Genomic DNA, 18373 nt, shown 5'->3' with positions numbered 1-18373 from the left:
GGCCTGCTGACGCCGATGGGGACGCTTGCCGGGTCGTCCGCGACCGGAATCCGTATCCGCCCGGCCCAGATCGGCGACGCCAACGACGTCGCCGATCTGCTCGACCAGCTGGGCTACCCCTGCACGCGTGACGAGGCGATCGAACGCATCTCGCGGGTGCTGCACGACCCGCGGCTGTTCCTGGTCATGGCCGAGATCGATGGCGTCGCCTGCGGGTTGATGTCATTGACCCTGCACTACTCCGTCGCCCGCGGCGCCGACCTGGGGCGCATCACCGCATTGGTGGTGTCGGCCAACAGCGGTCGCCAGGGCATCGGTCGCCTGCTGTTGCGCGAAGCCGAAGCGATCGCGCGCAAGGCCCAGGTCGCGCGCATCGAGGTCACCAGCAACCCGCGCCGCGAAGTGGCGCACGCCTTCTACCTGGGTTGCGGCTACAGCGAAGGCTCCAGGCATTTCATCAAGCTACTGGGCGACTGACGCCCGCCCACAGGGGAAAAACGATCCATGCAGTGTCCGAAGTGCGATTCCGCGATGGCGCCTGTCGCCTACCAGTCCTCCACGGTGCACCGCTGCACCCAATGCGCGGGGCTGTGGTTCGAGCCGGTCGATCACGAGCGGCTCAAGGACCTGGCCGAACAAATCGATACCGGCGACGCCGCCGTCGGTGCGCAGTACAACCGCATCGACCGCATCAACTGCCCCAAGTGCGCCAACTGGCCGCTGATCCGCATGGTCGATCCGGTGCAGCCGCATATCTGGTTCGAGAGCTGCAAGAACTGCTACGGCCGCTACTACGACGCCGGCGAGTTCCGCGACTTCGCCGAGCACACGCTGGCGGAGTTCTTCGCCGACATGGATGCGCCAGCGCGCGATTGAAGCCTCTGCTTCTTTTGAAGATCCGAGTCTGCTCGGATTGCTCTTGCTCACAGGCGTCGAGCGGGCTCGGCGCTACGAAGCGCAACCGCAAGAGCAGCGGAGCGAGCTCCGCTCTACAAGGATGAGGCTGCGGGCGCTTCGCCGCCGCGCTTGCGGCAACCCCAGTTGAGGATCGGTGTACCCGCCGGCAAGACGCGGCGGAACATCTCGACGCGACCCGGCTTCGGATTCACCACCACCGGCTTACGTGCGGCCAGCAGCAACGGCAGGTCGGCGCTGCTGTCGGTATAGGCCACCGCCACTTCGTCGTGGAAGCCGGCTTCGCGCAGCATCGTCATCTTCATTTCGTTGTGGCAGTGGCGCCTTGCGCCGAGCCCGCCCAAGCGCGGCCCGATATCCGTACCCACGACCGGCACGTCCTCATGCGCGACGAAGGCCAGGATCGCGCGCGCGAGCTCCGGCGGCGCACCGGTAGCCACAACCACGCGGTCGCCGGCCTGGCGATGCCGGTGCAGGGCTTCGATGCCGATCGGCAGCAGGCGCCGGCGGATTTCCTCGGCATGCGTTGCGACATAACGATCGATGAGCTTGTCGAGCTCCTTCGAGCGGTGGAAGCCAACCGTGCCGGCCCACACGAAGGCGCTGACACCGAAGCGCCGCGTCGGCAGGAACGCCACCAGCGGCAGGAACACTGGCAGCATCGGCAGCGCCAGCAGACGCCGCCACCATGAGCGCCGGATCAACCACGCGAACAGGTGACTGCCCGAATCGCCGTCGTAGAGCGTGTGGTCGAAGTCGAAGACGATCAGCGGCGCGCCGGCCTGGGTCTTCGGGTACTGCTTGCCCTTCACGCTCATCGCTCTGTTCCCGTAGGTGCCGAGCCTGCTCGGCACGCTCTTGATTTTCAACCGTTGCAGGAAAAGCGTGCCGGGCAGGCGGCCCGGCACTACTGAATCATGCGCCGAACAGACGCTGCAGCGCCGCACCCGGATCGGCTTCGCGCATGAAGCTTTCGCCGACCAGGAAGGCATTCACGTCGGCACCGCGCATCTTCGCCACGTCTTCGCGCGTGGCGATACCGCTTTCGGTGATCAGAATCCGATCCCGCGGCACCGCGTCCTTCAACGCCAGCGTGGTGTCGAGCGACACCTCGAAGGTACGCAGATTGCGGTTGTTCACACCGATCAGTTCGCAGTCGGTCTGCAGCGCGCGCTCGAGTTCGTCGATGTCGTGCACTTCCACCAGCACGTCCATGCCGAGATCGGCGGCAAGGCTGGCCAGCTCGATCATCTGCGCATCCTCCAGCGCCGCGACGATCAGCAGGATGCAGTCCGCGCCGATCATGCGCGCCTCGTACACCTGGTACGGATCGACGATGAAGTCCTTGCGGATCACCGGCAGGCGGCAGGCGTTGCGCGCTTCGCTCAGATACAGATTGCTGCCCTGGAAGAAGTCGACGTCGGTCAGCACCGACAGACAGGCCGCGCCGCCGGCTTCGTAGCTGCGCGCGATGTCGGCGGGACGGAAGTCCGGGCGGATCACGCCCTTCGACGGACTGGCCTTCTTTACTTCCGCGATCACCGCGGCGTCGCCGGCCTGCAGCTTGCTGCGGATCGCGCGTACGAAGCCGCGCGTCGCCGGCTGGTTCAGCGCACGATCGCGCACTTCCGACAGCGGACGGACACGGCTGCGCTGTTCGATCTCCTCGGCCTTGCGGGCGAGGATGGTGGTGAGAATGTCGCTCATGGGGGCAATTCTAAAGGCTCGGGGCGAAGCGAACCGCTTCAGATCTTGGGCTTTCCGTACGCCCGCGTGACCTTGGCCACGCGCAGCTCGAAGTGTTCATACCAATGCTTGCGGCCATGCGCGCGCGTGGCTGCATGGTCAGCCTGATGCTTCCAGGCGCCGATCGCGGCCTCGCTTTCCCAGTACGAGACGGTAATGCCGAAGCCATCGGCGCCACGCACGGATTCCGCGCCGAGGTAGCCGGGCTGTTGCGCCGCGAGTTCCATCATGCGCTCCGCCGCAGTGGCGTAGCCGGCCTCGTCGTCGCCATTGCGCAGCGAGGAGAAGATCACCGCGTAATACGGCGGTTCGGGCAGTTGGGCAAAGGGATGATTCATTGTCTTCTCGATGGTTGCCGCTTTTGCCCCCTCCCTTTCGCGTAGCGAAGGGGGTTGGGGAGGGGTGCTCCTGCGGTCGCACTTCAAAAGGCAACCGCAAGAGCTCGCGCCTACGGCGCTCAACCCCTCCCCGGCCCTCCCCTTCGCCTGCGGCGAAAGGGAGGCAGGAGAACATCATTCTGTCGCGAGTTCTCGCGTCGTCGCGACGAATTGTTCCAGCTTCCCACGCGCCGCGCCCGAGGCCACCGCGTCGCGCGCGCGCGCGATGCCGTCAGCGATCGAGTCGGCCACGCCGGCCGCATACAGCGCCGCACCGGCATTCATAGCGACGATTTCCAGCGGCAGCCCGGGCTTGTTGTCGAGCGCGCCGAGCAGCATCGCCTTGGATTCCTCCGCATCGGCCACTCGCAGGTTGCGGGAGGCGGCCATGGCGATTCCGAAATCTTCCGGATGCACCTCGTATTCGCGAACCACGCCGTCGCGCAACTCGCCGACCAGTGTCGCCGCGCCGAGCGAGAGCTCGTCCATGCCGTCGCGGCCCCACACCACCAGCGCGCGCTCCGCGCCCAGTTCCTGCAGCACACGCACCTGGATGCCCACGAGGTCGGGATGGAACACGCCCATCAGGATGCTCGGCGCATTGGCCGGATTGGTCAGCGGCCCGAGGATGTTGAACAGGGTGCGCACGCCCATCTCGCGGCGCACCGGTGCCACGACCTTCATCGCCGGGTGATGCACCGGCGCGAACATGAAGCCGATGCCGCAGCGCTCCAGGCACTGCGCGACCTGCTCGGGCTGCAATTCGATCTTCGCACCCAGGGCTTCCAGCACGTCGGCGGCACCCGATTTCGACGACACGCTGCGATTGCCATGCTTGGCGACCTTCGCGCCTGCCGCCGCAGCCACGAACATCGATGCGGTGGAAATGTTGAACGTATGCGCGCCATCGCCGCCGGTGCCGACGATATCGACCATATGCGTGCGATCGGCGACCTGCACCGGGCGCGCGAATTCGCGCAGCACCGTCGCGGCGCCGGCGATCTCGCCGACGGTTTCCTTCTTCACCCGCAAACCCGTCAGGATTGCCGCGGTCATCGTCGGCGAAACCTCGCCGCGCATGACCTGCCGCATCAGGTCCACCATCTCGTCGTGGAAGATCTCACGATGCTCGATGGTGCGTTGCAGGGCTTCTTGCGGGGTTATGGGCATGTTCGGTTCCGTAAGGCGGGTTTCGACCCCCCACTGCGACCAAGGCGTCAGTACGCGCGCGCCTTAACGCACGAGGAAATTCTTCAGCAACGCGTGCCCGTGTTCGGTGAGGATCGACTCGGGATGGAACTGCACGCCTTCGACCGGATGTTCGCGATGACGCAGACCCATGATCTCGTCGAAGGAACCGTCGTCGTTGTCGGTCCACGCGGTGACTTCCAGGCAGTCCGGCAGCGTGTCGCGTGACACTACCAACGAGTGGTAACGCGTGGCTTCGTAGCCATCCGGCAGGCCGGCGAATACACCGAGTCCTTCATGGCGGATGCGCGAAGTCTTGCCATGCATGATGGTCTTGGCCCGAATCACGTCGCCGCCGTAGGCCTGCCCGATGCTCTGGTGGCCCAGGCACACGCCAAAAATCGGTGTCCGCGCACCCAGCTGCCGGATTACATCCACCGACACGCCAGCTTCGTTGGGCGTGCACGGCCCGGGCGAGATCACGATGCGATCGGGCGCCAGCGCCTCGATCTGCGCCACCGACAGTTCGTCGTTGCGCACCACCTTCACCTCGGCGCCCAACGTCTGCAGGTACTGGACGAGGTTGAAGGTGAAGCTGTCGTAGTTATCGATCATCAACAGCATGGAACGGCCTGCTTCCGGTGCCGCGGCGGGGGCGCGGACGGCCCGGCAGGATATCGCATGCGCCTGGCGGACGCTGGCGCCTGCTTATGAAACTTCGCCGTCGCCCGCCGACGGCAGGATCAGTTTCGCCTTCAGGCCCGGGGCGCGATCGAGCAGGAGTATCCGCCCGCCGTGGCGCTGCGCTATCGCCCGCACCAGGCTCAGGCCCAAGCCTACCCCCGGCGAGCCGCGATGGGCCTCCAGGCGCTGGAAACGGTCGAAGACGCGCTCGCGGTCGTTTTCGGGAATGCCGGGACCGCTGTCATCGACGTCCAGTTCGACCTCCTCGGCCACGAGGTGCAACGACACATGGACGTCGCTGCCGGCAGGGGCGTACTTCAGCGCGTTATCGAGCAGGTTGACGACGGCCTGGAACAACTGGTCGCGATCGCCGCGCACCCGTGCATCGTGCAGCTCGGCGCGGACGCGAATGCCGCGCTCGGCGGCACTAGGCACGTACAACTCCACGGCATCCGCCACCAGCTCGTCCAGCCCGACCACCGGATCGTCAGGCGCAGGCGCCTGCGCCTCGATGCGCGCCAGGCGCAGCAGGGCGCCGAAGGATTGCAGCAGTTGGTCGGTTTCCAGCAGCGCCTCGTCCAGTGCGGCAGTCTGCGGGGGATCGATCGGCTGCCGACGCAACTCCTCCAGCCGGTTGCGCAGGCGCGTCAACGGCGTGCGCAGGTCGTGGGCAATGTGGTCGGTGGCATGGCGAACGCCACTGAGCAGCTCCTCGATGCGATCGAGCATGCTATTGAAGCGGCGGGCAAGCCGGTCGAAAGCATCGTCGCTGTGGTCGAGCGGGACGCGCAGCGCGAGCTCACCTCCGCCGACGCGTTCGGCCGTCGCATCCAGGCTGCGCAGGCGGTGCGACACCCAACGCGAAGTGAGCCAGCCGATCAGCGCGCCCAGGGTGGCTGCGAACACGAACGCCACCAAAGCGGTGCGCTGCATCAACCCCAGGAAGCGGTCCTGCGAGCGCAGGCGCAGGCCGGTAAGCAGGACGCTTCCGTCCGCCAGCTTCTGTTCGTAGGCGATTACGCGCAGCGGCGCGTCGTGGTCTCCGGCGGCCCCGGCTTCATCGAACTCGATCCAGCGCGAGCCGGAGAAATGGCTCGATGTGCGCACCGCGCTTCCCACTCCCCGCCCCTGTGGTGAGACCAGTGCATACACGGCGTCGGGGTCCTCGGGCTTCGCGCGACGGCGCTGCAATTCCGCGAGCAACTCGCCACGTCCGTCTTCGCGATACAGGTCGATCAGGCCAGCGGCGTCGGTACGCACCACTTCGCGCGCGTCCTGCAGCAGCAGGGTCGACACCGCGTAGTACACGCCGGCGCCCAACAGCACGAACGCGATCAGGAACGATCCCATCACCGCCAACGCCAGCCGCGTGCTGGTGGAAAGCGGCCGCGCCTTCATTCGCCCAGCCGGTAGCCGGCGCCGCGCACGGTATGCAGCATCGGACGTGCGAAGCCGTGATCGATCTTCTGGCGCAGACGGCTGATATGCACGTCGATGACGTTGGTCTGCGGATCGAAGTGATAGTCCCACACCGCCTCGAGCAGCATGGTGCGCGTGACCACTCGTTCGGCCTGGCGCATGAGGTATTCGAGCAGGCGGAACTCGCGCGGTTGCAGTTCGATGCGTCGATCACCACGGCGCGCTTCGCGGCTGAGCAGGTCGAGCTCGAGCTCGCCCACACGCAGGCGGGTAGGTTCGCGCTCGTCGCCGTTGCGCTGACGACGCACGATGCTGTCCAGGCGCGCGCTCAGTTCGGCGTAGGCGAACGGCTTGACCAGATAGTCGTCCGCACCGGCGCGCAATCCTTCCACGCGATGATCCACTTCGCCCAGTGCGGTCAGCAGCACCAGCGGGGTGCGATTGCCGGCGCCGCGCAACGTCTGCAGCACGACGAGGCCATCCAGCCCCGGCAGCATGCGATCGAGCACGATCGCGTCGTAATTCTCGGTTGTCGCCAGGAACAGGCCCTGCTTGCCGTCGGCGGCATGGTCGACCACGTGGCCGTCCTCGCGCAGGCCCTTGAGGATGAATGCCGCGGTGTGGGGATCGTCTTCGACCAGCAGGATGCGCATGTCAGCTCCCGAGCTCAAAAAAAGGATACCCCGCCGAAAACATCCGACGGGGTATCCGGCCCGCATCCACCTAGGGCCTGTTAACGCTATTCGGGTAGGCCGCGCCGGGCGTGGAAGCGTGCGAGGCAAGGAAGAGCGAGGGCGCGTATGCCGATACGCAACCGAGTGATGACGCCGCATCGCGCGCTTCCACGCCCGGCCCTTCGGGTTGCTCCGCAGGGGCCGCCATGCGGCGCCGCGCGCCTTGACCTTGCAAGCAGCAAGGCGCGGCGGCACGCAACACCACCTGGCGGCCCCTACGGAGCAACGCGGCCTACCCGAATAGCGTTAACAGGCCCTGAGGCGTCGAGGGGTCGTTCAGCCCTTGCTACCGTCGGCCTTCTGGGTGGCGGACTTGTCTTCCACCTTCTTCATCTTGGCAACGTGCTTGTGCTTGGTGATGGTGGTCTTGGCCGTGGCGGCCTTGGCCGGGGCCGGCGTGGCAGCCGCAGGTGCGGCCGCCGGCGTGGCGGCGAGGGCCGAACCGGTCAGCGCGGTCAGGGCAACAGCGAACAGCGTCTTGCGGATGTTGGTCATGGCAGGCTCCTGTTGGAAAGTTTTCGATGCGGGTGGGGCGCATCCCCATCGCAGGCACAGGTTGCGCGCCAGCCCTTGTCGGCGCCCTTTCCGCTGCATGAACAATCGGTAATGTTTGCGGCATGGCGGCGCACGCAAAAACGCCACCCGAAGGTGGCGTTGTCGCTACAGGTTCGTGAGATCGCTCAGGCCACGCCGGTGCCACGCCGCAGCGGCACCGGTGCGGTGGCGATGCGACTCTTGAGATCGGCCAGTTCACCGGGCAGCACCACCAGGTACTGGAGCAGCTGCTCGGTCAGTTCGATCAAATGTTCGGCGGTGACCTTGTCGATGGCGGCTTCATCATCGAAGTGACGTCCGAAGGCCCCGTCCGGTGCCATCAACTGCGCGATGTCCTGCAACGGCCGGGCCAGATCGAGATCACGCGGCAACGCTTCGAGCTGCTTGGTCAGCGGCAGGTCGCGCTTGTCGGGCAGCAGGCGCGCGACGAGGCCTTCGAGCAGATGCCGCACCGTCAGCGCGGCGGGACCCCATTCGGCGTGGTTGTACAGCTTCAACGCCGAGTCGTAGCTGCGCGCCAGCGGGCCGGACAACGCCTGCACATGCGCCACGCCGGGCATGGCCTTGCGCCCACCGGGTGCCGGATGGGTGTAGAGCGAAGCGGGCTTGCAGCCGCCGAATTCATCCAGCACCTGCACCAGCAGCATTTCGTGCTCGCAGCGCGTGCAGGCCATTTCGGTTGCAACAACCTGGCGTCCATGCTCCTGCCAGGGCCGCGCCTCGAATATCGCCTTCTCATTGCAACGCGGACAGATCAATTCGATCGAACGCGCGAAGCCGTTGGCGAAACGGGCCTGGATACTGCTATCGGCAATCTGATGCATGGCGCACTCCCTCGAGGTCACGCAAAGGCATCGACACGGATCCCCACTGAAAAACTCTCACCGCCTGCGCAGTGAATCGTCCTTCTTGTGAATAAAACGTTGAGGCCGGTCCAGAGCGGACGCGTCCGACGATCGAACCCGACCAACGGGGATGAACGGTTACGGGTAGATGACCGGCGCGCGCGGCGCCGGACTTCGTTCAGAGTCCGCGCGCGGCCTCGGCAACCGCACGGAACAGGGCGCGGCCTTTATTCATCGTCTCCTCCCATTCCTTCTGCGGATCGGAGTCGTAGACGATGCCGGCACCGGCCTGCACATGCAGGCGGCCGTCCTGGATCACCGCGGTGCGGATGGCGATGGCGGTATCCGCATCGCCATGCCAGCCGATGTAACCGACCGCACCGGAATAGACGTTGCGGCGGATCGGTTCGAATTCGCGGATCACTTCCAGCGCGCGGATCTTCGGCGCGCCGCTGACCGTGCCCGCCGGGAACGTCGCACGCAGCACGTCGGCGTAACTCAGGCCGCTTTTCAGCTTGCCTGTGACTTCGCTGACGATGTGCATGACGTGGCTGTAGCGTTCGATCACGAACTGCTCGCCCACCTGCACCGTGCCAGGCTCGCTGACGCGACCGACATCGTTGCGGCCCAGGTCGATCAGCATCAGATGCTCGGCGCGTTCCTTGGGATCGGCGAGCAGCTCGGCTTCCAGCGCCTGGTCTTCTTCGAAGGTCGCGCCACGCGGGCGCGTGCCGGCAATCGGACGCACGGTGACTTCGTCGCCCATCAGGCGCACCAGGATCTCGGGCGAGGAACCCACGACCTGGGTGCCGCCGACATCGAGGAAATACATGTATGGCGACGGATTCAATGCGCGCAGCGCGCGGTACACGTCGACCGGACGCGCCTTGAACGGAACCGACAGGCGCTGGCTCAGTACGACCTGGAAGATGTCGCCGGCGCGGATCAATTCCTTCGACTTTTCCACCGCGCTGATGAAGCCTTCGCGGGTAAAACCGGAAATGAAGTCGGCTTCGTCCAGAACATTCGCGTCTCGCGTTTCCGGATAACCGGGACCGCCCTGCCGCAGGCGATGGTTGAGCTCATCCAGGCGCCGCTGCGCGCGCGCGAATGCGCGCGGTTCGCGCGGATCAGCATGCACGATCAGGTACAGGCGACCCTTGAGATTGTCGAATACCGCCAGCTCCTCGCTGAGCATCAACAGGATGTCGGGCGTGCCCAGCTCGTCGGGCTTGTGCGTGCCATCCTTCTGCGGCGCCGCCAGGCGCGGCTCGATGTACTGCACGCATTCGAAGCCGAACCAACCGACCAGGCCGCCGGTGAATCCGGGCAGTCCTTCGATCTTCGGTACCGAATGCGCAGCACGCAGTCGTTCGACTTCGGCGAAAGGATCCTCCACCACACGGTGGTCGACCAGTTCGCCGTCCTCGGTCACGAACAAGGTGTGCCCGGCAAACGCGTACACGCGGCGCGCCGGCAGACCGATGATCGAGTAGCGACCAAAACGCTCGCCACCTTCGACCGATTCGAACAGGTAGGTGTGCGGACCATCGGCCAGCTTGAGGTACACCGACAGCGGCGTGTCCAGGTCGGAGAAAACTTCGCGTACGACCGGGATGCGGGTGTAGCCGGCATCGGCGAGCTGGCGGAACTGTTCGGCGTCGAGCTGCATGCTTGGGCAACGCAGGATGCGCGTAGGCGGCGGGGCAGTATGCCACTGGCGCACCGTCAGCCGGCGCCACCGGGAGCTAGGGACAAAGAAGAATTCGTCACATCGGTGTCATCGCCCGTCTGGAGAATGAGAGTCCATCCTCAAGGACGACGGGCGGAGGCGGGATTGCCTCCAATCTTCCGCGGCAAGCCGGCAACGGCTTGCCGCTTTTTGTTTCGGGTGCCTCGCCCTGCTTTGTAGAGCGGAGCTTGCTCCGCTGCTCCTGTCTTCGTAGATCCGGTCTGCCCGGATCGCTCTGTCTGCGGTCGCACCGCGCAGGCGCGGCGCTACGACGCCCGGACATGACGGCAAAAAGCAGCGGAGCAAGCTCCGCTCTACAAGACGACCTCAGCGCACGCCGGCGACGGCGGCCTTCATCTTGCCGATCACGTCGGCATAGTCGGGCGCATTGAAGATCGCCGAACCGGCGACGAAGGTATCGGCGCCCGCCGCGGCGATTTCGGCGATGTTGTCGGCCTTCACCCCGCCGTCGATTTCCAGGCGGATCGGCTTGCCGCTGCGATCGATCATCTCGCGCACGCGACGCAGCTTGTTCAAGGCCGAAGGAATGAAGGATTGGCCGCCGAAGCCGGGATTCACCGACATCAGCAGCACCAGGTCGAGCTCTTCGAGCACGTAGTCCAGCACTTCCACCGGCGTCGCCGGATTGAGCACCAGGCCCGCCTGGCAGCCCGACGCCTTGATCAGTTGGACCGTACGATGCACGTGCGCGCTGGCTTCGGGGTGGAAGCTGATCAGCGTGGCGCCAGCCTTGGCGAAATCGGGCACGATGCGATCCACCGGCTCGACCATCAGGTGCACGTCGATCGGCGCGGTCACGCCGTGTTTGCGCAGCGCTTCGCACACCATCGGGCCGATGGTGAGGTTGGGGACGTAATGGTTGTCCATCACATCGAAATGCACCCAGTCGGCGCCGGCCTTGAGCACGTTGTCGACTTCCTCGCCGAGCTTCGCGAAGTTGGCGGAGAGGATGGAGGGCGCGATGACGGTGGATTGCATGGATTACTTCCTGCGTAGGGTCTTGATGCGGTCGTAGGCCGCGTTGATCTCGCGCGCCCGGACCTCGGCCTGGCGGCGCAGCTCTTCGGCGGCGCCGGCCATGCGGTCGGGGTGGTACTGGGAGATCAGGCGGCGGTACGCCAGGTCGATCTCGGCGTCGCTGGCCTCTTCAGTCAGACCGAACACGGCGTACGGGTCATCGCGGCGCAGCTTGAACCAGTCGGTGTCGAAGGCGTGGCCGATCAGCAGACCGATCAGGGCGCCCAACAGCGGATTGGGCCGCAGGAGCTCCGCCCCGGCGATGAAGCCCAGCAATTTTCCGTACCAGCGTTTCATTTGGCCGGAGGGTGACCGGAGGGATGCGCAGTTTACGGCAACACCAAACTTGTCCTACGGTCACGCCCCGGCCCGGTGCAGCGCGCCGGGCGTTCGCCCAGGCCGCGCGGCATGCCGCGCAAGCGACCTGGGCTCACCCTGCAAGCCCGCCTCGACCGGCGTACACTGCCCGGCCCTGTCGCGCCCGCCCGCGCGCCATGCGCAGGCAGGCACGAGCCATTGAGGCCGCTTTTTGAGGCCGTTTCTTGAAGGCCGCTTTTAGAGGCCCGCTTTTTTGAGGCTAGTTCCCAAGGATGCCCGCCTTGTCCCGCCCCTACCTGCTTGAATCCAACCTGCCCGGCCTGACGCTGCGCCATCGCGGCAAGGTCCGCGACGTGTTCGACCTGCCCGGCGACCGCCTGCCGGCCGGCTCGACGGCCGGCAATTGCCTACTGATGGTCGCAACCGACCGCCTCAGCGCCTTCGACGTGGTGCTGCCGGACCCGATCCCGGGCAAGGGCGAGATGCTCTGCCAGATCAGCAACTTCTGGTTCGGCCTCACCGAGCACATCATTCCCAACCACCTCACCGGCATCGACGTGGCATCGGTACTGCCCGCCGGCGTCGACGCCTCGCTGTACGCCAAGCGTGCGGTGGTGACCAAGCGCCTGAAGCCGGTGCCGGTGGAATGCATCGCGCGCGGCTACGTGATCGGCAGCGGCTGGAAGGATTACCAGCGCACCGGACGCATCAGCGGCATCGCGCTGCCCGACGGCCTGCGCCAGGCCGAACAACTGGCCGAGCCGATCTTCACTCCGTCGACCAAGGCCGCCGTCGGCGACCACGACGAGAACATCGACTTCGATACCGTGGTGAAAACCGTCGGCCCCGAGCTCGCCGAGCAGGTCCGCGACGCGACGCTGCGCCTCTACACCTTCGCCCGCGACTACGCCGCCAAGCGCGGCATCCTGCTGGCCGACACCAAGTTCGAATTCGGCACCGATGCCGATGGCCGCCTGTACGTTATGGACGAGATGCTGACGCCGGACTCGTCGCGTTACTGGCCCGCCGACGAATACCAGGTCGGCACCAGTCCGCCGAGCTACGACAAGCAAATCGTGCGCGACTACCTGGAAACGCTGGACTGGGACAAGCGCCCGCCGGGCCCGAAGCTGCCGGCCGAAGTCATCGACCGCACGCGTGCGCGCTACGCCGAGGCGCTGCAGAAACTGGCGGGCATTTCCGTCGATTGACGGCGGTTCTTTGTAGAGCGGAGCTTGCTCCGCTGCCTTAGCCCGGTAGATCCGAGCCCGGCCGGATCGCCTTTCGCGCCGAGCAGGCTCGGCGCTACGAAGGGCAGCGGAGCAAGCTCCGCTCTACAAGGCACGCGCTGAGGCGTAGAGTCTGGCCGTCCATTTGGAGTCCGCGATGAACGCGACCACCGACCGCCCGATCGACCGCTGGTTCGCCAGCTACTCCGGCGATCACCGCAATCCGACCAATCAACTCATCCACGTGATCTGCGTGCCGGCGATCCTGTGGAGCGTGATCGCGTTGGTGTGGTGCGTTCCGGTGCCACCGGGACTATTCGTTCCGGGCGCATGGGCAGCCATCGCGATGTTCGCCGCCTGGACGTTCTACTACCGCGCGTCGCGGCCACTGGGCTTTGGAATGCTGGCCGTGTTCGTGCTGATGGGCTTCCTCACCCGAATGCTGCAGGACACGATCGGCTTGCAGGGCCTGCTACGCACCGCAATCGCGGTATTCGTGGTGGCGTGGATCGGGCAGTTCGTCGGCCACAAGATCGAAGGCCGCAAGCCGAGCTTCCTCACCGACCTCACCTATCTGCTGATCGGCCCCGCATGGGTGCTGGCCAAGCTCTATCGCAAGCTCGGCTGGCAGTACTGAGCAAACTCTTTCCGCGAATCATTCGATGCCCGCTCGCGACATCGCCCTGGTCCTGCTGATCTGCGTCGCCTGGGCGTTCAACTTCCTCACTTCCGCACTGGCGATGCGGGAGATTCCGCCCTACCTGTTCACCGCCGTGCGCTTCGCGCTGCTGGCAGTGCCGTTGGCGTTCTTCCTCAAGCGCCCGGCGCACGGACAATGGCCGCGCCTGCTCGCGGTCGCCTTCTGTGTGGGCGTGCTGCATTTCGGCCTGAGTTTCAGCGCGCTCAAGCTCGCCGGCGATCTGTCCTCGCCTGCCATCGTGATGCAGAGCTACATTCCGATGACTGCACTGCTGGCGTGGTGGTGGCTGGGTGAGCGCTTCGCCTGGCGCACGGGTATCGCGATCGCGACCAGCTTCGCCGGCGTGTTGGTGCTGGGCTTCGATCCACTGGTGCTCGACCAGCCGATGTCGCTGCTGCTAATGCTGGTCTCCGCCGCATTCCTGGCAATCGGCACGGTGCTGATGAAGGGATTGCGCGGCCTGGACGTCTTCAGTCAACAGGGCTGGATGGCGCTCTTCAGCGTGCTGCCGCTGCTGGCGATCAGCGCGACGATCGAGCCGGGTGCGCTGATGACTTTGCCGCACGTGAGCTGGGTGGCATGGGCCGGTGCGCTGTACGCCGCATTCGTGTCTTCGCTGCTCGGTCACGGCCTGTACTACGTGCTGGTGCAGCGACATCCGGTCGCTCAGGTGACGCCGTGGTTGCTGTTGGTGCCCGTAATCGCTGTGAGCCTGGGCATCGTCTTCTGGGGCGACCGTCCGGGTCCGCGCCTCTGGCTGGGCGGCGCGATGGTGCTTGGTGGCGTGCTGATCATCGCGCTGCGGGCGATCGCGAAGGCGCGGGTGATTCCCGCCAGCGAAACGCCCTGACCTGCCCTACTCCTCGTCGTCGCGCACTTCGAACATTCGCGCCGTGGGTCGGAAGGCACGCGGCGCGTAACCGAGGTCGCGACGCGCGGGCGCGTCGTCGAACACCAGATCGGCGCGCATGCGCTGCACCGCGGCTTCACCCAACCCAGTACCACCCGCGAACTTCGCGGCGGCGAGCGCCAGGTTGAATAACGGCGACGGCAGTTCGATCAGCTTCGCCGGTGGCTGCAGCACGGTCAGCACGCGGCGCACCATCTCGCGATAGGCGAGCATTTCGCCGCCGGGCAAGGCATAGGTTTGCCCGTACGAAGCCGGACAATCCAGCGCGGCGAATGCCGCGGTGGCGAGATCGTCAACATGCACCGGCTGACGCTGTCCGAACGCGTTGCGCGGCAGCGGGAATCGCCCCCAGCGCTGTGCCAGGCGCGCAATCCGCGTGAGCGTGGCATCGCGACCGGCGCCGTATACCAGCGTGGGCCGCAACAGCGTCGCCTGGGCCGACCGCCGCGCGGCGGTGGCCAGGACACTCTCTTCGCCGGCGCGCAGGCGTTGTGCCACGTCACGCTCGCGCGGATCGGCCGAGCCGCGCTTCACATCCACGCTGGTGGAGCCGAATGCGATCACGCGATCGCATTCCACCGGTGCGCGGCCGTACCACTCGGCGAAGGCATCGAGCGGCCCGCAACTCAGGATCGCGTCGACTTGCACGGGCATCGCCGGCAGGGCGGCGAAATCGCCGCGCAGCCAGGTGAGTCCCGGGCGTTCGTGCTGCGCGTGTCGCGACAGCGCAGTGACGCGCCAGCCATCGCGCAGCAAGAGTGAAAGCAGCGGTCGCCCGATCTGGCCGCTGCCGCCGAATACCAATGCGTGCTTCATCCGTACCTGCGTGTCATTGAGCCGCGCTCCGCACCGGCAACACCGCGCGCAGCCACAGGAACCCGAGCAGCGCCGACAGCACCGACGCACCCAGGATGCCGAGCACGGATTCTTCGTAGAGCAAGCGATCCTGGTACGCCAGCGAAGCAATGAACAGGCTCATGGTGAAGCCGATGCCACACAGCGCGCCCAGCCCCAGCATGGCGCGGCCGTCCATGCCGGTCGGATAGCGCGTCCAACCGATCGCGCGCATCAAGGCCGCCGCTCCGACGATGCCGATCGGCTTGCCGATCACCAATCCGAGCGCGATGCCGAGCGGCAACGCCGCGAGCGCGTCCTGCACCTGCAAGCCACCCAATACGAGCCCGGCATTGGCGAAGGCGAATACCGGCAGGATCGCGTAGGCCACCCATGGATGCAGGGCGTGCTCCAGAGTTTCCAGCGGCGAATGCTCGATCTCGTCCGGAACTGCGTTCTTCTTGTCGACGTGCGGAATCAGCAGCCCGGTCGCCACGCCGGCGAGCGTCGCATGCACGCCGGACTTCAACACGCACACCCACAGCACCACACCGAGCAGCAGGTACGGCCACAACGCGATCACCTTGAAGCGATTGAGCAAGCCCATCGCCACGAGCACCAGTGCGGCCAGACCAAGCGCGGCAAACGAAAGCCCATGCGAATAGAAAACCGCGATGATCAGGATGGCGATGAGGTCGTCGACCACCGCGATCGTCGACAGCAGCAGCTTCATGCCCACCGGCACGCGCGCACCGAGCAGGGCCAGCACGCCCAGAGCGAAGGCGATATCGGTCGCAGTTGGCACCGCCCAGCCACGCATGGCCGCGACGTCTCCATGATTGAGCGACACGAACAACACGGCCGGCACCACGACGCCGGCCATCGCGCACACCAGCGGCAACACCAGTTGCTCACGCCCGGCGAGCTGGCCGCTGAGCGTCTCGCGCTTAATCTCGAGCGCGACCAACAGGAAGAAGACCGCCATCAGACCGTCGTTGATCCACAACAGCAGTGGCTTGGCGATCGCAACATCGCCCACACCGACTTTCAGGACGAAACCACGGAATGCCTCGTAGCCGTCGTGCGCAGGCGAATTCGCGGCGAGCAGCGCGAGCGCCGACGCCGCGATCAGCGTGATGCCGCCGGCGGCTTCGAGACGGAAGAACTCGATCAGGGCACGCAGCGCGCGCGGCATGCGCCGCGAAGAGGTCGCGGATTCGTTCATCGCGGCGGCTTATTTCCCTGCAAGCAACAGTTCAAAGATCAGCCAGGCGAGGTAGGCGACGAGCAACACGCCGCCTTCACGACGACTCACGCGCAAGTCGCCGCGCAGCACCGGATACAACATCAACGCAAAGGCAAGCGCGGCGATCAACTCATAGCCCAGCGGCAGGGCGAACTGACCCGGCCCCATCAGTGTCATTGGCAGTGCCAAAGTCCCGCACGCCGCCATGCCACCGACGATCACCAGGATGTTGAAGACGCTGGCACCGATCACGTGCCCCATCACCATGTCGCCCTGCCCGCGGCGGGCGGCGGCAATGGCGGCGGCGACTTCCGGCAGGGCTGTGCCGATCGCCACCGGCAACAGGCCGGTGAGTACCGGCGACAGGCCGAAGGCCTTGCCGATCGCTCCTGCACCCGCTTCCGTGAGATCCAGGCCGAACAGATGCACGCCCGCGCCGCCGACGATCAATGCCGAGCCCAGCCACAGCAGCACGGCACCGAGCACGAAACGGATCAGGTTCTGGGCCAGCCAGGTGCTGGTCTGCGCGAACTGGGCAATCTGTTCGCGCACCTCCACCACCTCGGCGCGACTGCGTGCCAGGGCGAAGGCGAACACGGCCACGAAAGCGAGCAGCAGCACCAGGCCCTCGAGCCGCGAGAGGGTGCCGTCCGCACCCAGGCCGAGCACCGCGACGGTGCCGATCACCAGCACCAGCAGCATCGGACTCAGCGCGCGCCAGCGCACCACGATCGGCGCCGCCAGCGCCGCCGCGCCCAGGGTCAGACCAATGTTGGCGACGTTGCTGCCCACGGCATTGCCCAAGGCCAGCTCGCCCTGCCCGTGCACGATCGCCATCGCATTGACCGCGAGTTCGGGCAACGAGGTCGCGAACGCCACCAGCACCAGCCCGGTCGTGAACGGCGTCAGGCCGAACCGCTGCGCCAGCCCCGCCGCACCCTTCACGATGGAATCGCCGCCCAGCGCCAGCAGCGCCAGGCCCAGCACGAACAAGCCGATGGCGGTCAGCATCGTGTTCCCCTCCAAAAGGTTGCGGCGATCTTACGAGGTTTGGCGGATGCGCGCGGTCAAGGCCGGCCCGCTGGTCACACACCCATTTCTGGGGGATGACCGAGACGCCCGTCTCAGTGTCAATGACCGGCGCTAAACAAGCCAGAAGCTGTCACTACAATTTCGAGCTTGTGCCCGGCCCCGCGCACAGGGACCTCTTCATGGCTTTGAGCAAAACCGAACACGGACGTAATGCATTGCAGGCCCAATCGGCCGCTGGACTCAGCCTGCTCGAACGACGCGTGCTGATCCTTTGCGATGGCCGTCGCAATCGCAAGGACATCGTGGCGCTGCTGGGCGCCGATGCTCTGCCAATGATCGAGCGCCTGCTTCATGCCGGTTATCTCTCCGGCCATGGCGATGCGCCACGCTCGGCGACGCCACGAAGCCGCGGCTCGAAAGTGCAGCCCACAGCTCCCGAGGCATCGAAGCCGCCAGCGACGCGACGCTCGCTTTCAGTCAGCAAGATCTATCTGACCGACATGCTGCAGGTTCAGCGCGATCCCCACTCGGTGGCGTTGCGCACCCTCATCCAGACCAGCCCCAGTGACGACGAAGTGGTCTTTCACATGATGAATGGCGTGCGTCATCTGCAGGAGGTCGCGAGTGCAAGCTATGCGCGCCGCGTAGGCGAGCGGCTCGCCGAAATCCTGCCGGAACAATATCTGCCGCGGCTTCAGTACGTTCGTACATCCTCGGCCGAATCCGACTCCGCGGTGGCGTAAGGCCGCGGCTTCTTTGTAGAGCGGAGCTTGCTCCGCTGCTTTCGGTTTCGACCAAAGAGCAGCCGAGCAAGCTCGGCTCTACAAGGCCAAGTCCACCGGCGCGGGTGGCGCTGCGCCGCTGTAACTCC

21 protein-coding genes are annotated in these 18373 nt (G+C 66.0%); 6 read left to right on the top strand and 15 right to left on the bottom strand.

The features are described 5' to 3' along the window. The first annotated feature begins 15 nt into the window (after positions 1-15). The gene (locus ACYVGK_RS04400) at positions 16-477 is read left to right on the top strand and encodes a GNAT family N-acetyltransferase (protein WP_460732015.1); all 462 of its coding nucleotides are present in this window, start codon (positions 16-18) and stop codon (positions 475-477) included. 27 nt (positions 478-504) lie between these two features. Further along, on the top strand, positions 505-876 hold the full coding sequence (locus ACYVGK_RS04395) for a TFIIB-type zinc ribbon-containing protein (protein WP_460732014.1): 372 nt from the start codon (positions 505-507) through the stop codon (positions 874-876). Between the two features lie 113 nt (positions 877-989). Here the strand turns inward: ACYVGK_RS04395 and ACYVGK_RS04390 are convergent, their stop codons facing one another. From ACYVGK_RS04390 to ACYVGK_RS04335, 12 genes are all read right to left on the bottom strand, one after another. Continuing rightward, positions 990-1733, bottom strand: coding sequence for a haloacid dehalogenase-like hydrolase (locus ACYVGK_RS04390; protein ID WP_460732013.1), 744 nt, complete (start codon positions 1731-1733; stop codon positions 990-992). Positions 1734-1830: 97 nt separating this feature from the next. Then, complete coding sequence (trpC, locus tag ACYVGK_RS04385) at positions 1831-2622, bottom strand: indole-3-glycerol phosphate synthase TrpC (protein WP_460732012.1); 792 nt, start codon at positions 2620-2622, stop codon at positions 1831-1833. 38 nt (positions 2623-2660) lie between these two features. After that, positions 2661-2999, bottom strand: coding sequence for an antibiotic biosynthesis monooxygenase family protein (locus tag ACYVGK_RS04380; protein WP_460732011.1), 339 nt, complete (start codon positions 2997-2999; stop codon positions 2661-2663). Between the two features lie 174 nt (positions 3000-3173). Beyond that, on the bottom strand, positions 3174-4208 hold the full coding sequence (gene trpD / locus ACYVGK_RS04375; protein ID WP_460732010.1) for an anthranilate phosphoribosyltransferase: 1035 nt from the start codon (positions 4206-4208) through the stop codon (positions 3174-3176). A 63-nt stretch (positions 4209-4271) separates the two neighbouring features. Beyond that, positions 4272-4850 carry an anthranilate synthase component II gene (locus tag ACYVGK_RS04370; RefSeq protein ID WP_460732009.1) on the bottom strand — a complete coding sequence of 193 codons (579 nt, stop codon included), beginning with the start codon at positions 4848-4850 and terminating at the stop codon, positions 4272-4274. An 84-nt stretch (positions 4851-4934) separates the two neighbouring features. After that, positions 4935-6308, bottom strand: coding sequence for a sensor histidine kinase (locus ACYVGK_RS04365; RefSeq protein WP_460732008.1), 1374 nt, complete (start codon positions 6306-6308; stop codon positions 4935-4937). Next, positions 6305-6982 carry a response regulator transcription factor gene (locus ACYVGK_RS04360; protein ID WP_460732007.1) on the bottom strand — a complete coding sequence of 226 codons (678 nt, stop codon included), beginning with the start codon at positions 6980-6982 and terminating at the stop codon, positions 6305-6307. The genes ACYVGK_RS04365 and ACYVGK_RS04360 overlap by 4 nt, the downstream gene beginning before the upstream one ends. A 357-nt stretch (positions 6983-7339) precedes the next feature. Continuing rightward, positions 7340-7558: a hypothetical protein gene (locus ACYVGK_RS04355; RefSeq protein ID WP_460732006.1), complete on the bottom strand. Its 219-nt coding sequence runs from the start codon at positions 7556-7558 to the stop codon at positions 7340-7342. Between the two features lie 185 nt (positions 7559-7743). After that, on the bottom strand, positions 7744-8442 hold the full coding sequence (locus tag ACYVGK_RS04350) for a hypothetical protein (RefSeq protein ID WP_460732005.1): 699 nt from the start codon (positions 8440-8442) through the stop codon (positions 7744-7746). Positions 8443-8641: 199 nt separating this feature from the next. Next, entirely contained in the window at positions 8642-10135 is a 1494-nt protein-coding gene (gene trpE, locus ACYVGK_RS04345) for an anthranilate synthase component I (protein WP_460732004.1), read from the bottom strand. A gap of 387 nt (positions 10136-10522) precedes the next feature. Further along, on the bottom strand, positions 10523-11194 hold the full coding sequence (gene rpe, locus ACYVGK_RS04340) for a ribulose-phosphate 3-epimerase (protein WP_460732003.1): 672 nt from the start codon (positions 11192-11194) through the stop codon (positions 10523-10525). Between the two features lie 3 nt (positions 11195-11197). After that, positions 11198-11530 (bottom strand): J domain-containing protein, encoded by a 333-nt coding sequence (locus ACYVGK_RS04335; protein WP_460732002.1) that lies wholly within the window; start codon positions 11528-11530, stop codon positions 11198-11200. A gap of 302 nt (positions 11531-11832) precedes the next feature. Between ACYVGK_RS04335 and ACYVGK_RS04330 the strand changes: the two genes are divergently transcribed. From ACYVGK_RS04330 to ACYVGK_RS04320, 3 genes are all read left to right on the top strand, one after another. Further along, complete coding sequence (locus tag ACYVGK_RS04330; protein ID WP_460732001.1) at positions 11833-12762, top strand: phosphoribosylaminoimidazolesuccinocarboxamide synthase; 930 nt, start codon at positions 11833-11835, stop codon at positions 12760-12762. A 175-nt stretch (positions 12763-12937) separates the two neighbouring features. Beyond that, positions 12938-13417 carry an Mpo1 family 2-hydroxy fatty acid dioxygenase gene (locus ACYVGK_RS04325; RefSeq protein WP_460732000.1) on the top strand — a complete coding sequence of 160 codons (480 nt, stop codon included), beginning with the start codon at positions 12938-12940 and terminating at the stop codon, positions 13415-13417. Between the two features lie 25 nt (positions 13418-13442). Continuing rightward, complete coding sequence (locus tag ACYVGK_RS04320; protein ID WP_460731999.1) at positions 13443-14330, top strand: DMT family transporter; 888 nt, start codon at positions 13443-13445, stop codon at positions 14328-14330. A 6-nt stretch (positions 14331-14336) separates the two neighbouring features. On the opposite strand, the gene ACYVGK_RS04315 is transcribed toward ACYVGK_RS04320, so the two are convergent. Genes ACYVGK_RS04315 through ACYVGK_RS04305 form a run of 3 tightly spaced genes read right to left on the bottom strand, consistent with a single transcriptional unit; the run spans position 14337 to position 17481 of the window. After that, positions 14337-15206, bottom strand: a complete 870-nt coding sequence (locus ACYVGK_RS04315; RefSeq protein ID WP_460731998.1) for an NAD-dependent epimerase/dehydratase family protein — start codon at positions 15204-15206, stop codon at positions 14337-14339. Between the two features lie 13 nt (positions 15207-15219). Next, entirely contained in the window at positions 15220-16449 is a 1230-nt protein-coding gene (nhaA, locus tag ACYVGK_RS04310) for a Na+/H+ antiporter NhaA (protein WP_460731997.1), read from the bottom strand. Positions 16450-16458: 9 nt separating this feature from the next. Beyond that, on the bottom strand, positions 16459-17481 hold the full coding sequence (locus ACYVGK_RS04305) for a sodium:calcium antiporter (RefSeq protein ID WP_460731996.1): 1023 nt from the start codon (positions 17479-17481) through the stop codon (positions 16459-16461). A 95-nt stretch (positions 17482-17576) separates the two neighbouring features. Between ACYVGK_RS04305 and ACYVGK_RS04300 the strand changes: the two genes are divergently transcribed. Continuing rightward, entirely contained in the window at positions 17577-18245 is a 669-nt protein-coding gene (locus ACYVGK_RS04300) for a hypothetical protein (RefSeq protein WP_460731995.1), read from the top strand. Positions 18246-18373: the final 128 nt, after the last annotated feature.

It is taken from the genome of Lysobacter tyrosinilyticus, from assembly GCF_054779815.1.
The sequence above is the reverse complement of the archived record's forward strand: the minus strand, read 5'-3'. Positions and strand labels throughout refer to the sequence as shown.